This window comes from Collinsella sp. Sow4_D11, from assembly GCF_052116465.1.
Lineage (GTDB): Bacteria > Actinomycetota > Coriobacteriia > Coriobacteriales > Coriobacteriaceae > Collinsella.
Map to the genome: position 1 here is coordinate 1 of NZ_JBQKLA010000026.1, position 17,161 is coordinate 17,161.

General features: G+C 49.3%; 18 protein-coding genes. All 18 read right to left on the minus strand.

All coding sequences use genetic code 11. From position 1 onward, the window contains the following. Window positions 1–437: 437 nt before the first annotated feature. The 18 genes from ACTQ40_RS09005 to ACTQ40_RS09090 all read right to left on the minus strand — a co-directional run bounded on the left by ACTQ40_RS09005 (window position 438) and on the right by ACTQ40_RS09090 (window position 16,815). Window positions 438–638, minus strand: a complete 201-nt coding sequence (locus ACTQ40_RS09005; RefSeq protein WP_441085655.1) for a hypothetical protein — start codon at window positions 636–638, stop codon at window positions 438–440. A 99-nt stretch (window positions 639–737) separates the two neighbouring features. Continuing rightward, the gene (locus ACTQ40_RS09010) at window positions 738–1,469 is read right to left on the minus strand and encodes a peptidoglycan-binding domain-containing protein (RefSeq protein WP_441042412.1); all 732 of its coding nucleotides are present in this window, start codon (window positions 1,467–1,469) and stop codon (window positions 738–740) included. 15 nt (window positions 1,470–1,484) lie between these two features. After that, on the minus strand, window positions 1,485–2,348 hold the full coding sequence (locus ACTQ40_RS09015) for a hypothetical protein (protein WP_441085653.1): 864 nt from the start codon (window positions 2,346–2,348) through the stop codon (window positions 1,485–1,487). Continuing rightward, on the minus strand, window positions 2,345–2,575 hold the full coding sequence (locus ACTQ40_RS09020; RefSeq protein ID WP_154695874.1) for a hypothetical protein: 231 nt from the start codon (window positions 2,573–2,575) through the stop codon (window positions 2,345–2,347). Before ACTQ40_RS09020 ends, ACTQ40_RS09015 begins: the two co-directional genes overlap by 4 nt. Then, the gene (locus ACTQ40_RS09025) at window positions 2,565–2,876 is read right to left on the minus strand and encodes a hypothetical protein (protein WP_441085652.1); all 312 of its coding nucleotides are present in this window, start codon (window positions 2,874–2,876) and stop codon (window positions 2,565–2,567) included. Before ACTQ40_RS09025 ends, ACTQ40_RS09020 begins: the two co-directional genes overlap by 11 nt. Beyond that, window positions 2,873–3,868, minus strand: a complete 996-nt coding sequence (locus ACTQ40_RS09030; protein ID WP_441085651.1) for a phage DNA encapsidation protein — start codon at window positions 3,866–3,868, stop codon at window positions 2,873–2,875. The genes ACTQ40_RS09025 and ACTQ40_RS09030 overlap by 4 nt, the downstream gene beginning before the upstream one ends. Before the next feature lie 8 nt (window positions 3,869–3,876). Further along, entirely contained in the window at window positions 3,877–5,145 is a 1,269-nt protein-coding gene (locus tag ACTQ40_RS09035; RefSeq protein ID WP_441085650.1) for a hypothetical protein, read from the minus strand. A 13-nt stretch (window positions 5,146–5,158) separates the two neighbouring features. Then, on the minus strand, window positions 5,159–6,880 hold the full coding sequence (locus ACTQ40_RS09040) for a glycosyl hydrolase family 28-related protein (protein ID WP_441563936.1): 1,722 nt from the start codon (window positions 6,878–6,880) through the stop codon (window positions 5,159–5,161). A gap of 12 nt (window positions 6,881–6,892) precedes the next feature. Next, a complete protein-coding gene (locus ACTQ40_RS09045) occupies window positions 6,893–7,594 on the minus strand; it encodes a hypothetical protein (RefSeq protein ID WP_441085648.1) in 702 nt (233 codons plus the stop codon). Continuing rightward, complete coding sequence (locus ACTQ40_RS09050) at window positions 7,575–8,453, minus strand: hypothetical protein (protein WP_441085647.1); 879 nt, start codon at window positions 8,451–8,453, stop codon at window positions 7,575–7,577. The genes ACTQ40_RS09045 and ACTQ40_RS09050 overlap by 20 nt, the downstream gene beginning before the upstream one ends. Before the next feature lie 56 nt (window positions 8,454–8,509). Continuing rightward, window positions 8,510–10,669, minus strand: coding sequence for a hypothetical protein (locus tag ACTQ40_RS09055; RefSeq protein WP_441085646.1), 2,160 nt, complete (start codon window positions 10,667–10,669; stop codon window positions 8,510–8,512). Between the two features lie 106 nt (window positions 10,670–10,775). Then, the gene (locus ACTQ40_RS09060) at window positions 10,776–12,410 is read right to left on the minus strand and encodes a hypothetical protein (protein ID WP_441141006.1); all 1,635 of its coding nucleotides are present in this window, start codon (window positions 12,408–12,410) and stop codon (window positions 10,776–10,778) included. Further along, a complete protein-coding gene (locus tag ACTQ40_RS09065) occupies window positions 12,410–12,709 on the minus strand; it encodes a hypothetical protein (RefSeq protein WP_441085739.1) in 300 nt (99 codons plus the stop codon). Before ACTQ40_RS09065 ends, ACTQ40_RS09060 begins: the two co-directional genes overlap by 1 nt. A 285-nt stretch (window positions 12,710–12,994) precedes the next feature. After that, window positions 12,995–13,183 carry a hypothetical protein gene (locus ACTQ40_RS09070; protein WP_441069514.1) on the minus strand — a complete coding sequence of 63 codons (189 nt, stop codon included), beginning with the start codon at window positions 13,181–13,183 and terminating at the stop codon, window positions 12,995–12,997. Window positions 13,184–13,232: 49 nt separating this feature from the next. Then, on the minus strand, window positions 13,233–14,894 hold the full coding sequence (locus ACTQ40_RS09075; RefSeq protein ID WP_441141009.1) for a DNA polymerase: 1,662 nt from the start codon (window positions 14,892–14,894) through the stop codon (window positions 13,233–13,235). Between the two features lie 15 nt (window positions 14,895–14,909). Continuing rightward, window positions 14,910–15,704, minus strand: coding sequence for a hypothetical protein (locus ACTQ40_RS09080; RefSeq protein WP_441563939.1), 795 nt, complete (start codon window positions 15,702–15,704; stop codon window positions 14,910–14,912). A gap of 74 nt (window positions 15,705–15,778) precedes the next feature. Then, window positions 15,779–16,375, minus strand: coding sequence for a hypothetical protein (locus ACTQ40_RS09085; RefSeq protein WP_441085742.1), 597 nt, complete (start codon window positions 16,373–16,375; stop codon window positions 15,779–15,781). Continuing rightward, on the minus strand, window positions 16,372–16,815 hold the full coding sequence (locus ACTQ40_RS09090) for a hypothetical protein (protein ID WP_441085743.1): 444 nt from the start codon (window positions 16,813–16,815) through the stop codon (window positions 16,372–16,374). The genes ACTQ40_RS09085 and ACTQ40_RS09090 overlap by 4 nt, the downstream gene beginning before the upstream one ends. Window positions 16,816–17,161 lie beyond the last annotated feature (346 nt).

The window sequence follows — 17,161 nt, forward strand, 5'->3', positions numbered from 1 at the left end:
CCTAGCCTTGGGCTAGGGCTATCGGTTATTTTCGTTGGGTCATGAGTGTTGGCGAATATTTTCGAGGATATAGTCTGCGTAGGCTAGTAGTGCTTCGGACTTGTCCTGTGTATAGGCGATTAGTGTAATGTCTCCAGTTACTGTGTCGTATGTCTGACAGAGATACCCTGAGATTGTGCCACCATACGCGTATATCAGGAACACAATTTCGTTGGTTGACTGACATAAAATTGAGCGAACGACTCGGTATTGCTGAAAGTCATAGGAGGTGTAGTTGACTGCGACAATGAGGTCAACGGCGATTCGAGTCGTGTTGATGTTAGGGGTCATGGCGTGTGTCCTTTCAGGTGGCCTACACTCATCGTAGCATAGTTTTCGCCCGACACAACACGTATCGGGCGAAAACTATGGATGAGTTTTACGGTCTGGCGGAGGACTCAGTTCTTGGCGTGCTTGGCCACGATGGCCCAGAAGTCGGCACCTTCGACCTGGACTGCGTACCCGTCGTGGAAGTCCCCCAACACCTCGTCCGCGATGGCGTCCACGTCGTAGTCGTCGGCGTCGGCCATACCGCTGTTGATGACTGCGATGACCTCCATATGCAGGGCTTCGTTGCGGGTGCTGTAGGTGGCGTTCATGTTCTTGTCCTTTCGTCGGCCCGTTGTCGGGCTATGTGTTCATCGTAGCATAGTTTTCGCCCGACACAACACGTATCGGGCGAAAACTATGGATGAGTTTTACGGTCTGACTGTGACACTCATGCCAGCAAGCTCAAAAAGTTTGGCCAGTTCCCTGGGGCCTAACCAGCCATCGGGTTTGCTGGCACCACTGTATCGGCGCTGGAAACCTGTCGTGCCCCTGACACCGTTACCGACTGTCTGACTACCGTAGTGGCCGTCTATGTAACGCGAATCGAGATAGCCGAGTTTGCCCAGTGCGCGTTCCAACGTCAACACCTGTTGGCCGTAGGGACCAACCGGCCTGCCCGTCTTGGACGGATCACTGTATCGCGCGCTGCGCAAATTTTCGACGCTGACGCTTGCAGTATCAACGATGTTGGTCGGCCAGCGTGACTCGGTGGAAAACAGTACGTGAACATGATCGTAGTGGCGCGTTGAGATGTCGCCTGTTTTGTTGAGATTCTTCCATGTCCGGCGTTCACGCGACCATGACCGGTTTTTCCAAATAATCCATACGAATTTCAGTTTGTCGACATTGGCGATGAGATAATCGCAGAAAGCATCCCCAGCGCGAGCTTGTTCTACGGTAGGCCACGCATTGACTTTACTGGAAAACATAAAGTCAACGGCTCGCCTTGTTCTGTGCTCCTTTGAGTTGAGTCTAAATCCACTGCCAACCCACATACAACGCATAATTGTGCTGCGTTGTGTCATGTCATAGAGTCGTATTGTAATGTCTCGAATGGGCGGGTTGACTGCGCCTAGGTACCTGAATGGATCAACTGCCATGATAATCAATCTCCTTTATTTGTGGAAAACTCCGTTAATTCCGACATAGGTCACGCCTGTAGCGTTGACAGGCTCACGGTAGCTAGCGGGAAAATCAATCACACCATTACCCCCAATAGCGGGGGTGATCGTAATTCCGTTGTACGTGAATGCGGACAGGAAACAAGGTTTACTCAGTGTGAATGGCAGTCGTGCCGCCTGCTTTGTAATGTCACCTTTAATCAATCCACTAATCATGTACACATTCGTAGCAATCTCTGCATACTTCAAAACATAACTACCAACGTTTTCGAATCCGTTCAACAGTTCCACGGTTATTTCTGTTGCGGGCGACAATGGGCCGGGGATACCGGGGTCACCTCGGTCGCCCTTAGGGCCGGGGTCGCCCTTGTCGCCCTTGATGCCCTTCTCACCGTGCATTCCGGGGTCACCTCGGTCGCCCTTAGGGCCGGGGTCGCCCCTGTCGCCCTTGATGCCCGGCCTACCGGGCACGCCGCGCTCACCGGGCTTACCAGGGTCACCTTTAGGGCCGGGGTCGCCCTTGTCGCCTTTAGGGCCGGGGTCGCCCCTGTCGCCCTTGTCGCCCTTGTCGCCCTGGGCAACGATATTGGTGGGGGTGACAATGGGCGGCAGATGGTTGGCGATGTCCCAGTCTTTCCCTGTGATTGTGACAATGAATGCTGGTGTTTCCCTACCGAGTGCGATAGTGAGCTCATAAACCCCCGATTCGATCACAGTGGGGAGCAAATCATAGTCACGGTTGACAGGAATCTTGAGGCTAATGCCGCGCGAATTAGTGAATTGTACATAGCCGCCGAAATTCCAATATTCGTCACTAGGCCAAGCGCGTACACTACCGTAAACATTAGTCGTGCTCATTCTTCCCCATCCTTTGCACGTCTGGCGTCCGTTGTTTCCGACAATTCTTTTTCCAGCTTGCTAGGCGTATTGAGGAAAGCGAGTCCGCATACTGCGCTGGCGAGCGCTAGCCATGCGGCCAATTGGTTGGCCTCAATGAATCCGTACACCGAAAGCAGGCCGAACACAGATACAGCAATACCATACACCCACTGTCTTGTAGTCGGCTCAAAAACCTTATTCTTCATTAACGCGCCTTTCGAGTTCACGTAGTTTAGACCATGCGGAAGCAATGGACTGACTGGCAGTAATTCTCTCTATTTTCTCACTGTTCAATTCTCGTTTAACGTCACGAAAATTCTCGTTGAATGTGTTTCTCATTGAATCTATCTGGTCTTTAAGTTCTCTGTTTTGTAGCACAATGTCAGACAACTTGACCATCTGATATTCATACTTAACTCTCATGTTGTTAATAATAGCAACAATGATTGTAGCAAACGGCACCATCACGGCACCTGCGCCGACAAGCGCATAGTAAACGTCAATCATCGCTTGAAAATTTCCGTGAACGCGTTACGCGTGCGCGGACAGTCGAAATACATTCTCCCATGACGATAGGCAGTGCGCAGAATTTGCGCTAAACCATCGCTATAGACCATGAGAGTTTTTCCCCTGTTCATTCTCACAGGGTTAAGCACGAATATCCTTTCGTTCTTTGGTCGTTTTTCTTGGACATAGTATGCGGACGCTGTATGTGTCCAAATCGAGAAACTACCCCCGCTAAGTTCCATTGTCGCTAGATACGTGGCTTCGCTCGGTTTAGTGGCAATAAGTCCATCATGATTGTCAGCAAACGTATTGCCGACCGAATATGACTCGTATTCGGTACCGGAGATGAATTGTCCGAATCTGGTTTGTTTGACGTATTCCATGAACTCTGCCGATTTAGGGAATTGCGCAACGATGAACCCGTTCTTTCGAGTCACGAACTCACCTTTAGCAGGCGGTTTAATGTCGTACTCAGAAAAATACGGGTTCATGATGGACACACTGTTAGCGAGAAAGATTACACGTGTTTTGTCTTTCGACCGGTCAACTGTGTTGTAGAAGTCATTGAGCCGCTTGTGTTCGGCGGGCAGGTACTGAGTGAATCCTTTTTCGATGATAAACTCATCGAAAATGATCTTTGTTACGCGCGGATAGGCAACAGACTTTTTCGATTGAGCTTGCGACAATGCAGCAAAGTATCCGAATGTCTCCCACTTCGGTTTAGTGACATCAGGGTTACGCGTGAGTTGTGCCAAGTCGCCCAACACCCTAAACCCGTAGTCAGGAAATTCATGAGCGCAGTCATCGAAGAAAGTTTGTTTAGTGGTGAGTTCAGTGGCAAACCGTCGAAGATAGATAAATTCTTTGCCGTTTTTCAGGTAGTCCCTGATTGCCCACACTTTAGCGCCATAAGTTTTGCCGATGCCACGTCCGCCTACAACAAAGTTGTAGACGGCATTACGCGACAGAATAGGTGTCAATGAGTAGTACATGCTTCCCCCTAGGCGACTTGGCGACGTACCCATACTAGCCCAGCTTTCCAGTCACGGATAGCCGATGGTCTCGGCCCACGGTCAACCGTACCGGACGCCAGACCTGACAGGCCTGCCCGGTACGCTTTTTCCTGTCGAATCATACTCTCAGGCCGGTGACTGCAACCGATCAAACCGAGATGATAGTGTGGTGAGAATTTCGAACTATCTGTTTGGTCACGATACCAACCCGCACAACCCGCTTCGCGCATAAACAAGTCTAGCGCTTGATTGTACGACCGCATACGCAAATCGAGCGTTCCGCCTTTAGTGTGAGTGTCTTTCGAGTTGTTGTCATACGGCAAATATCCTCCTTTAGTGACATGAATGCTACTGGAAATAAGCCCTTTCTTGACTGCTGCCGCGCTCACTTCAGTAATCCACTGACCAGCACAACCGCATGTCTTAAACGTGGCATTGCCGAGTGTCACAGTAATGGGTCCTGCCCGGTCATTGAAACTGTCTGGAGTGGCGGTGACCGGCTCGGGGGTGACAAGCAACACAGCATCAATGACCTTGGCTCGTAAATCTTCGGCGTGAGCCGGTTTGGACGCGGTAGGGTGCCCACGGTTAATTGCCCTGCTAATTGTTGACCAAGGGGAACTGGCCGTGTCGCACCACTCAAACAAGTTTTTTCCCGACCATGGGCCTTGCTGATGGAATTCCCAAATCGCAGTGTAGGGGGCCCACTTCAAGTTTTCGAGCTCGGTCGGGGTATTGACGAACATGTTTTCATCGCTAATCAGACCGAAAGATTTCATCCATTTACCGAACCGTAGATAGGCCTCTTTCCATGTGAGCTGAACCCAACCTCGTCCAACGTAAGGCGCGTACCTGGCATTGTCCGCGCCCTGCTCTTTCACCAATCTAAAGCCACCAGTTTCCTGTAAACATTCACCAACAAAGCACGCGGCTCGTTTTTTGTTGGAAAGAATGCCCGGATACGTGGCCGCAATAGCATCATTAAAGCCCTTCGCCACTTGCTCGGGGGTCTGCAACATCTGCGACTCAATCGCACCATAGGCGCGGTTACCAACTCGAATCATTTCGGCAGTGATTGTCACGCCGGAATATTCCCCGTCACCCGGTACTGTAGGCGCTTCGTAGCCCACGCCTACAGTACCGGACAACCACCAACCGTTAGGCGCGCGATATAGTGTCTCGGTTGTGCCATTGTTCATCCGACATACCAAAGTTTGGTCGCCCAACATTTGAATGTTGACAATATCGCCCGCCATGATCGTTCTCTTTCTATTCAGGGTTACCGTTGACGTCGCACCACCGCGTGCCATTCCACCAATAAGGCTTCTTTTTTACCCCGTTGTAGTAGGTTGCGCCTTGTAGGCGCGGCATGTCAGTGCCTGTCATGGCAGGGTGACTACCGTTTTGCGGGATACGCATAAACGTTCCTGTAGACACAAGATTGCCGCCGGTAAAAATCATGTCTTTACTGAGTCCGGTTGTGCCATTGTCGGGGACCATCACAAAACTGTTGCCCTGCGGGAGGTGCGTATAGGGCATGTAGTCTGCGTTGTCCCAGTATTGCACATACCATAGATCGTTGAGGAGTGTAAAACGTGCCTTAGTCACGCCGCCCTGAGACCATGAAAAACCGATGTTTCTTGGCGCACCATTACCGGCAGGGTTGCCACCTTTAAACGTGTTTCCGATTGATGTAATTCTTCCTTCGGTGGCGTCACCATTAGCGTTCACGAAATTAATTGTGTTGGTCATGTACACAAAACACCCATAGAAACCGACACTAAAGTTTTTCAGCATACCAACTTTAGCAACAGTTCCTCCCGGCCACTGTTCATATGTTTTTCCTGTCGGCATAGCTGTTTCAAAGTAAACGCCGAAAAAGACTGTTGACGTGTTGTTGTCCGCTTGTAGTCCAGTATCGTATGCTTCAATGGCGCCGCCGATCACTTTCACGTCACACTGATTAGTTTCCCTGATGCCAATTCCAGGGTTGCCGTTGTAATCGAGGCAAGCGAATTGCGGCGTTGTCACGGTTAGGTTATAACAGTATTTCACGTCCAACGAAATTTTGTTCCTGTAGGTTCGCAGTCGAGTAATGTCTCCATACCAGACTTCGTTACAGTAAACCGCAGTATCAAACCGCTGTACATTGACGTTGACAATGCGGACGCCACCAACGCACGTTACGCCTACCCCAGCATTGTTTCCCCGGATAGCCAAGTCCTGAATTCCCGCATTGTATTTCAGTTCGATGGCGGGACCACTTGTGACGCGCGCCAGAATGCCGGAAAATTCGTTGTCATCACCATCACTGAAACTAGTCCCGCGTAGGCGAGTGTACCGAGGAACTGTGAGAGTTTGCGTAATAACATATTTTCCTTGCGGAATGAACACGTCGCCCGATTCGCCTGCCGCGCTAATTGCCGCTTTGAACGCGCTTGTATCATCATTAGTTCCGTCGCCTTTAGCGCCAAAGTCGCGCACATTGAATGTGAGCGCATTCTTGGAAACCTTGGAATTCATTTCACTACGGACTGATGCTAGTTCCGTTGTCATCCTATTTTCATACTCGGCCAATGTGGCAGTGTACGAATTCGCCAACTGGGCAAACTCGGCAACAATTCCCTTAGCCTCGGTGTTGGCAGAATTCGCCTGCTGAATTGCTTCGTTGAGTTGGGCGACTTTCGTACCAACATCGGATAGTTGTTTGTCGAGTTTTGCTTGCATGTCGGCAAGGGCAGTATCATAACTGTTTTTCAGCGTAGACATTGACTGTAGCGCAGTCTCAATTGCCCGGTTAGTGTCGGTGATAAGTGTTCCCATATTACCGGTTAGGTCTGTATAGAGATTAGAAATTGACGCGACCGCACCATTCAATGCCTGCAATTTTTCAAGTAGTGTCATTCCCTCTCGATATGTGTATGGTGCGACACTACCGACAGGATAACTCGGGATAGGGACAAACAGCGGAAATGGCGAATTGTTGGACATAAAGTTTTCTCCTTAGAAAAAGTACCGATAACCTGAAAGATACTGAGTGTAATCGTCGCCTTGAAAGTCTGGAAGAATGTCGCCATTGTTCCACAAAGACATAAACAAGTCTTGCAATTCTGCAATAACCATCATGTCCACATTGACAAGGATAGACCGCCACTCAGCGATGAGGCTAGCGCCAGTGGCCTGCCTGCCCGTCACGTGAGACGACTGAGAGCCTGCCATATCCTGACTGCCCGACGTCGAGTCGTCAGAGTGTGCCTGAGCCTCGGTGCGCGATTCTGAGACGCTACCAGAGTCCGCGTAATCCTCACCCGGTTTGAGAGCCGTCTGAGGCGTTGTCGAAGCGATGGCGCGTGAGTGTGTCTCGGTGGCGTTATCGGTGCTGCCAGTCTGGCGCTGCGTTGTATCGGCACGTTGTGCTGAGGTGCCGAGCGTGGACAGGTCAACCGTGGACAACGGATCGAATTTCAGTCTTTCCGACCGATACAACTCGTTGTAATAGGGCATAATTTCACTCATGCGCCTATTCAACGCAAAGACGAACATATCGCCAGTTTCGTACCCAATCTCACGATGAGTGTAATGGTCAAGAATTTTCTTATTCAGTGGGAGACGATAGGACTCATCAAAGATAGGGTATTCTTTGAGTCCGATATCAACGCCCATAACATCAATGAGCGCGCCCAACTCAATCGTAAAGGTTGCCACTGCCGCTATCCTCCTTTAGATCAGAATTGAAAGACAAGTCCATAACCGATTCATCATCGCCCAAGTCCCACGAAACTTTGACATGCAAACCGTATTTTTCATTGATTCGATCTGCCGCATCTAAACGACATTTCAACGCGGCATTGCGGACTGACAGAATTTGTGAGTCATTCGAGCCGACTTCGGCGGCCACTAATCTTTCTTTCTTGTCCTGATTTGAGTTGTTGATACCGAGCAATGTCATGCATTCAAGCCAAATTTTCTGTTTTGCTTCAAGTAGGCGTAATACCGCGTCTTTATCAATCCCGGTATCAAGCGACTTGATGTTATCAATGTCGAAAGTATCAGTACCCCAGATGATAAACTCCCCGTCGTTAATGTTTTTCATCGCGTTAAGCAACGATAGGCGCTGCGCTTCACTCGCAATAACAATGTAGGGGTGACGTTGTTGCATTGTTGTCAACTCGATTGTGCGGTCAATCTCAGCTAGTTTCGTGGCGTAAATCATCACGATATCGGTGTCTGGCGTGCGTAAATAGTTTGCCCAGATGGGCACACAATGGCGAGCACTCATCGTACGGTTGAGATAGGTTGGCCCTCCGGTAACCATGAATCGTGTCGGGTTGTCGTAGAAATTGACTTCCCCAGCGCCAGCGCCGCGCAAAGCAAAGAAGCGACCCAAATTCTCATCACGGAAAAATACGACAAGCGCCTGTCTGAACAATGTCAATTCCAAGAATCGTGCATCAATTTCTGTTGGCAGGTTATCCCACTTAAACCGATTACACGACAGTTCTGTGAGTACGCGCACATACATACGCGACATGATCGTTTTCCGCGACCTGTCGGGCGACGCCATGAACCTTGAGTAAATGTCGTCATGAACATAGTCCGGCCTATTTCGTCGCTTAGCCATTAGTACCCCCGCTGAGAAAGATAGTAACCATAAATAGGTTCATTGTTTTCCAATATAGTAATTCCGATGGCGCTAGGATCATGCCACACAGTCACACCTTTTTCAAAAATGCCCCGAATTGTTTGCTTGTAGTTCTCTGGACACCATGAGGCCGACAGATAGAGCTCACGCAACTTCCAATACGTAAAGGTGGACATACATTGCAAATCACGCGGCAGCTGATTAGTGTACCGGTTGACGGCATACCCATAGCGCAACCAATAACCCCCAATCATCGCCATTGTACCGGGGGAAAGTGTTTTCAGTCTTGCCTGAATATGCATTCCGGTAGTCGCCAGCAAAAACGCCTCGCCACCTACTTGCCCGCTCACAGTTGGTTGCGTGAGTTTAGAATCTTGAACTCGAGCATTAATCGCGCCGATTGTGTTGGCATAGTCACCCTTAGCAGCATAATCGGCGTATGTTTTGTTTGAGTCGCGCATATACTGCCCGGTACTCACGCGAGCGCTTGTCTGCGATTGTGCCAAATCGTTGGCTATCGCCGTGGACTGCGTATCCGCATTCACACTGATACCGGTACTGACGCCACGCGTCAAAGCGCTACCGATGCCGGCCCCAGGGTTGGTTCCCACTGCCGACGCCAGATCGCCAATCATGCCGACGCCCATACCCTGATACGCCGCCTGCGACCTGACGCCTAGCTGCGCTTGTGAGCTGGCGACCGCCATATTCGTCAGCGATTGTTGTAAGTCGAGTCCCGCCGATGATTGATCGTAGCCGAGTTGATTAGCGGTGAGCGCTTTTTGTTGTGCCCAGTTTGCCGAGTCATGTTGATAGGCAATTGAGTGTGCATTAGACGCCATGAACGCCAGATAAGAATTATTTGTTACTGAGAACATGGGCAGATTGTTGACGCCAGTCGTCATTGCCAATGCCTCACCAGAATCATGATAGTTGTGCTTTATGTAGGTGTTGACGTTATAGTCTGTAGGGTGAAAAACAATGCGCGGCGATGGTTGCGCTACATGGCACGCCATTGTCATTTTAACCGGAAGTGTTCTGTTGACATTGAATGTTGATAGCTTATTCATTCTCTCCGGTTTGAGCACAATCGGCGTACCGGTATTTGTTGTCACCTCAATATACGTATAGGGATACGTGAGAAACTTTGTCAGATAGCGGAAACAGCCATTTTGAAACGACTGCGGCATACCGTCTAACACATTGTCAACAAGCGTAAAGGTGACAAACTTTTCAATAGCCGTTTGCGACGGAATGTAGCAACCATCGAACTTATCTACCGTGGCACAATTTTCAGTTTTGACAAGCTCCGAGGGGACCATGTACACAGCAGAAATACCCTGACTAATCCAAGGAAAGTCTTGCAATTTCTGAGTAAACGTGATGTAACTACTTACCGAGTCGAAGTAGTATGCGGCCATGCCATTAGGCAGACCTTCCATTGTGTTGCCTGTAGCGGACTTGAGTTTGGGGTTGTCGAGTGTTCCCCAATCTTCCTCCAACTTGACCGTGCTATACACAATAACACCATATGAATCATAGTAATTGTCGCCCGGTTGACTCTTTAGATTCGCTATGTGCTTCGACCATACCCCTGACACAGTGTAATCGTTTCCCAAGTCCAAACCTTCCGGTTCGCACAGTTGGTTAATAGCGGCCTTGCTGTGCGACGATTCGTCGGCAATTCCCACATGTCCACGTTCAATGTACGCCGAATTAAACGTTACATAGGGGAAGAATGATTGCCACACATCAAGTTGCACAAAAATTTCTGTTGTATTCGGTGCCGCGCGCCGCATATCCTGAATGAAATAGTAGAAAGTGCGACCATTACCATCACCATACCCCGGACGCTCGCCAATAGGTTGCACAGCATTGTGAACCCTAATGTAATTGTACGTATAGGCGTTGTTGAATGGCAGCGGGATACGGATAGGCTCGCCTACGCGCGCATAGGACATACGATCAAACACGATTGTTTGAGTGGCTTCACTTTCCCTAAACAGATATTTATCTAGTTCCTTGTGATCTTTGAACTTCACAATGTCCCGATAGTCAGCATTCCATGCAACTCTATGTAAACTAACCGTAGTCCCCGGTGTCCACATATCGAAAGAAAATTCGTGATTAGCGTCCATTAAAACAATTCTCCTTTAAGCGGATATGCACAGTGGCCTAGGGTATAGGACACGATACCCTAGGCCACTGTGCTGCCAGCGTGAGGGATACGCCGGCGACCTCCGACTAACTCAGGGTCACCACATAATCTACAGGTGCCCCAGTACCGGGGTCAATCTTGACCGTGATTGTCTTACCCCCATTCGACGCCTTGACGCCCGCCACAGTAGTGCCCGGCGCAGTGGACACTTCCACATCAGCAGCGGTGGCCGTGCCGACGCCTGCCAGCGTATAGGTATAGGTACCAGACACAACCGGTACGCTAATGCCCTTTACAGTAATCGCAATGTCCTTACTACCCTGTACAGGCCAGTTACCAAGCTTGTCGCCAACAACCGGGACAGGCTTCGTCGTGCTGAAACCGTCATCACGCGGGTTATCATCAGGAATATATGCGGTCTGAGCCTTAACAGTTAGAGTAGTGGCAGTCTCATCATAACCACAGTGCAAAACACCTGTAGAAGTAATGTATGTGCGGTTAGACGTGCCCCCGGACACGGACCAAATCACAGCACCATTCGGCGGGTTATCAGACTTGGCAGTCTTACCGGACGCAGTGAATGCGACAAGTCCGCCGCGCATGACGTTCGTAGCATCGCCCTCAAAACTGATGTCAGTAATTCCGGTGATCGGCTCATTCTTAATCACAATCTCATCCCTGTGCAAAGTTGAGAACATAACAGCTGGCGCAAAGCGGGATGCGGAAATAATTCCCCAGTGGTGAAGGAAGTAGTTCATTCCCAAACTCACCGGGTTATACTGACTCGCATTCTCAAGTCGAGTATCAGCGAGTACGAAAAAATCCTTAGTTGTGAGAATTGCCTCGCAACCATTAATCTCAAACATCGCCTTAGGAATAGTAATCACTCGGTTAGGAATATCAGCTTTCTCAATATTGAACGCAGCTGCCAGCGCTTCAACATTAATAGCAGCCTGAAACTCTGGCGTAGTAAACAACACCATTTCATCAGCATTAGCGAAAGTCGGCATACGCGCGGCATTGTACTGACGCGACACATAGCGCATATTCCCATTCACAGCAAGAATACTGCGCAAAGCCTTGCGGGCATCATCGGGCGATGATTCAATGGACGCGATATCGGGAATTTGGACGCGATAAAAACCACCATTAGATTCATACTCACTAAACAGCTTGCAAGTCATGAGGAATTCGTCCCACTGATCTGACGTTGAAGGTGCGGCCATCAACTGAGAGACGAACGAAGAAAGTCCCCCATTTTCGAGGAAAGCTCGCTGCAATTGCGGTTCATTAATCGTAATCTTGTAGAAATTCTCACGATTAACGCGGTGGAAATTCGCTTGCACTTCGGGTGCTTCGGTCCCGAAAATAGCTTTTTCCATGTAATCGCGGTCGGGGTCATAGACGTGCGCCTTAAGGAGTCCGACCTGAATTTCTTCGATAGTATCGCCGTAATTCAACATTCCTCGCTTGAATTCTTGAAGCGGGTTAGTCCATGAAATATTGCGTGCAACAACCGAGCCAATACGGTTAACGAGCGCATCAACAAATTGATTCCACATAGGGCGGTACTGTGTGAGTGAATTTAGGGTGTCGCGCAAATTTGCTTGCGTGGCCTTAGGAATACGGTTACGGTATTCGCTTGTCGCGTCATTGCGAATAGCGTTAAGAATTGCCTCATTAGGAAGATTCTTAAGCGGTTCAATTGCCATAGTGGGCATTAGTTACTCTCCTTATCAAACAAGTCATCAAAACTAATTTCTTCGTTGTCGTCAGTAGCGATTTCCTCGGACTCACTTTCCCCAGTTTCCTCCTTAGGAACTGAAGTCAGCAAATCATAGTTCATGATCTTTAACTTGGTCACCTCGTCAGTCAGTGCCTGAATAGTATTATTCCTGGATTCGAGTTCCGACTCAAACCCTACACTCTGAGACTCGATAGCAGTAACCAAATTATCGTATGGCGTCATGTCCGAATCTTCCCCAAACATGGCACGCAATTGTGCCAACAATTCTTCCACGGATAAACCTTCTTTCACTAGTGAATGGGCCTTGTCCACAGTATAAGCGGAATGCCCGACAAAGCGCCATACGCCAGTCGGGCATTCCCAAAACGATGAGAGCCGGCCATATCGACACGCCAGGCCACCGTGGCAGGGTGTAGCTAGTCTCAGTAGGTCTCATCCTATGCCAGCCCTCTCCGGGTACTCTGAGCCGCGCCTAGCACTCGACAGGGACTCTCATCACCGCTAGTATAGACCACAAAACGGCCCACACAAATACTGTGTGGGCCGTTGTGCGGTTGTTTACTTGGTCGGCGCGGTGGCCTTGACTTCAGCGCCATGCTTTGCCGCGTACTCAGTCAGCGCATCGCGCACAATGTCGCGGAATTCCTTACGGACGCTCCAACGGTACTCGTCAAGTGCTTCATACAGATCAGCAGGAATGGTCAGATTGATGGACTTGGTAGCAACAACGTTCTTGGGACGAGCCATGATATCTCCTTAGTTAGCCGATGGACTGTGTTGTCCACTGGAAACCAGACTACACAACAACTGTCGCAGGTGTCAACCGGAAACCGACATCAGTGAGAACAACGCCACCTGGTACACGTTTAGGCACTAGTTTGCCCTTGTAGGTTGCCCCAGTCATCATGTCAGACAGGGTAGCTGATTTGGCAACATGAGCGGGCAAACCCGCAATATGAACAATGTCGGTACCATTGATCGTTTCACCATAGCATTTAGAACGAACAAAAACTGCGCGAGTGAACACGCTTTCTTGTTTCCATGCGCCCATTCTTGTTGGGTGAATATCAATGTCGGGCAGTTCAGTGCCTAGCAGATGTAGTGAATCTGTGTCGGCATAGATGAAACGATCAAAGTTCTGTTGCGCAGCGCGTACCGTAATGTTGCGTGCATAGGACGTAATGAATACACCTACAGCAGTGTAAACGGGTTCCCTCGTTTGCAGATCACCAAGAATCAATTTCACGCGATTATCTTCTAGGACGGGAATTTTTCCAGTCACGTCAGGATTAGTGGCAAATTTCCCATACAAACTATTGAGATGTAGTTTCGCTATGACTCGCTTACCCCCGGTAGAAGTTTCCTTAATCTCAGACCATTTGTCAATGTATTGCGTAAACATACCGTAAGCACCATGAAACCTATAGCCGCCATTGTATGCGTAAATCACCAAATCGTAGTGTTCATTCCACAATGCCAAATCAACATTCGTGCAAGACAGAGTAACGGGCTCACTAATCTCTGTCAGATACTCGGTAGCCATGAAAAATCGTGAACCCTTGATCTGAATACAAGGAATATGCCCCGGTTTGAGTTTAGCAGTGAATGTAATGGACGCAATGAACAAAGAATAACCATCACACAATTCTGGCAAACCGTCGCACCATTGTGGCGTGCCATAGGGTAATAGCGTGTTGTACATAACCGAGGGATACAAAGAATTGACGTCAAACACAATCCCCCCACCCAATTCCTTACCCTGAAACTTGGGATTAACATAAGTGAAGCCGCCACGGTAGGCAGTTCTCACGCCTTTATCCACATCATCAGGTAGCACAGGAAAAAGTCGTTTGAAGCGTTTAGACGTCATGATTCTTCGATACTCTGCTAAAGAGTCAGCGCCTACCGTTAATTTTGTTGCCCCCGCATTCAACACTTCGGCCATAGCTTGCGCCACAATTTCCACATCATGACACACATACTCAATCTCATGTGGCGTCGGCTCATACCCTATTGGCCTATCCGCTTCATAATCAATTGTACCCTTAGACAATTCAAGGTTGAACGCCTTGGCCATTGTCCCGACAGATAGCGGAATTTTCTTGTAAGAATCTCGAAACTCCGTTGTTCCACCCTTGCGCCAATAAACCTTGATTGAGTAAAACTTTCCTTGCTTACTGATAAGCGATTCAAACTCGCCCCTAACACCTTTATCCTCCGTGTGCCGATAGCCTTTTCTCAGCAGGTAGTCAAGCAAAAACATTCCATCGAAAGCAAGATTATGGAAATAAATATGACTGTGCATACGCTCAATCGTGCCCACAAACTCATCAATCGTCAGACCATAAATCGTTGTCCCCGGTTGAATTGGTGTGAGCGCCCATAACCACACTCGACAATCATCAGGGTTCACGGTTGTTTCAAAGTCAGCGACAAAGTGTGTTATCAGTGTGTCCATATGAACAATTTCGTCCTATTGTTTCAGTGCCCAATCTGCATACACATTAGCAGTCGTTAACGTATCCCTCATCACACTTTCCAACCAACCAAGCTTAGAATCTTCGTCAACCAAATCTTTCTGCTGAGAATGATAGCTCAATGCCAGTTCCGCGCCGAATGGTGAATAATTCCACAGCAGGTCAAATTGTTCATTACTCATTTTCTTAATCTTGCTATACAGCTGTTTATCAACCTCTCTCACCATTTTTGTTGCCGCGCGCTTACCAGACTTACGCGCACACTCAATTCCGCTTTGAGCTTTCTTTTTCATCTGCTGCGCAAACTTGGCAACCATGTCATTACCGGTCATCGCGCTAGCCTCACGCGTATGCGCTTTGTACAACGAATTAACAGCCGGATCGGTTTTAAACATAGCTTGCGGAATATGTGTCTGTTTCATGTAGCTTGCTACGGTTTGATTGTTCGGTAGCACTCTATCGGCATACTTGGCATAGAAGTTATCTACTTGCCGGGCATAGTCACGTTCATAGCGTTTATACTCACGCCACTGTGTGCGACTAATGGGCGCGCCACGATAGCCGCCCTCAAACTGCGTTTTTCGTGACACGAACGAATCAAGCTTCGCTACATAGGCTTTAAGTTGCCGCGAATTGTACCGATCAATAGACCCCTTAGCGCGCCTCGGATCAAACTCCGTTCCCGCAACAATCGCCCCAGTATTCCGCTTGATACGCGCAACTTTCCTCTGAGCGGCTATCTCACGCCTACGCGCCAAAGCGCGCAATTCGTTCAGACTAATGTTATCCATAGCAAAAATAATAAGCAGGGGGGGATAGGGTAGTGTGCCCTATCCCCCGCTTGTCAGTTATGCGCGTAGTGCGCTCATAGTGACCCCCATTGATCCGCCATAGCGGCAGCGAGTCCGGAAAACGTCGTGCTCCTGAGTTTCCAACGGTCCTCGCTTGGCGGGAGGTAGTGGAGACGCTGTTGTTGGTTCTTTGGGAGAAGTTCCATCAGCCCCCGGACGTCGTCAGTCGGTTCAAGCTTCGGGAGCCCGTACAACCACAACCCGGTCGCTTTCATCTCAGGGTGTCCGAACATCCAAGGTTGGACAACCTGCGTCTGCCGACCCAACCCATGCTCCTCTACCGCGTATCGGTGTTGAATCGGGTTCTCGATAGCTATCCGTGGGGAGTTGAACTGACCCATCAGCCGGAAGAACTCGGCACCTTCTTTCATCTTCGTCCAACGGTCTGGGTCTTTCTTCAACCACGAAACGCCGGAGTTAGCCAGATACGTGCACGGGGGGTGCGCAATCACCAGATCCCATTCTTCTGTCATTAAGTCACGAACGTCACCTTGGTAGTGCGGCCCGGGTGCGTCTGTGGGGAGGATGTCACAGCTCATGGCGTCATGACCCCTCGCTCTCATCGCGTCCCGAACAACTCCGCTGTATTCACAGGCCACTAAGACCTTCATAGTGCCAGTCGCAGCGTCATAAACCGGAACCCATTACGCGAGCGTTTCTCGCTCGCCATGACTGGAACAGGCGTCGGCCACGTTGACGGATGTCCGATGATAGAAATAATATTCTTCAACGATCGCGTAATACCATCAGACAGTGCCGCATAGGCCACCTTGTCGCCAGAATCAGACGTACCCAGCAACACCGCGCGCATACCGTGCTGCATAACACCATCTTCGTCAGCATAGTCCACCTCTTGAATAACAAAGTTTTCGAGGTTGAAAATTTCGTCAAGGTGATCGGCCAATTGCTCAGTATCGGAAATTGCTGCGAAAACAGCAAGCTTTCCCGCGTGATCGGTGGCGTCGAAGGTTGAGTAAACCTTAACCGCGTCGAAAGCATTAGCAGTAGTTTCGGCGGGAACAACATCAAACGTAGTCGTTTCTTCGAACATGATAGGTCTCCTTAGTTAGTCAGAATTGGAAAGAATCTTGAAGTTCATTCGTCATGTGACGATCAAACAAGTATTGAGCGAACTGGGGCCATTGATCTTTATCAAGGAATTTCGCTGCGTATTGTACTGCCTCCTTTCCTGTCAATGAAACACGATGAACTGTGTCGTATGCCTTGACTGTAGCATTACCTGTTTTGACATAGCAGCGGAACATGATCGTAGAACCATTTTCCCTAACATACCGCATATCAACATAATGCACCCTAGTCACCTCCTTTGGTCGGCATACCCCCAAGTCTAGACACACACCCAACCAACACGCAAACTACACGCATGTAAACATATC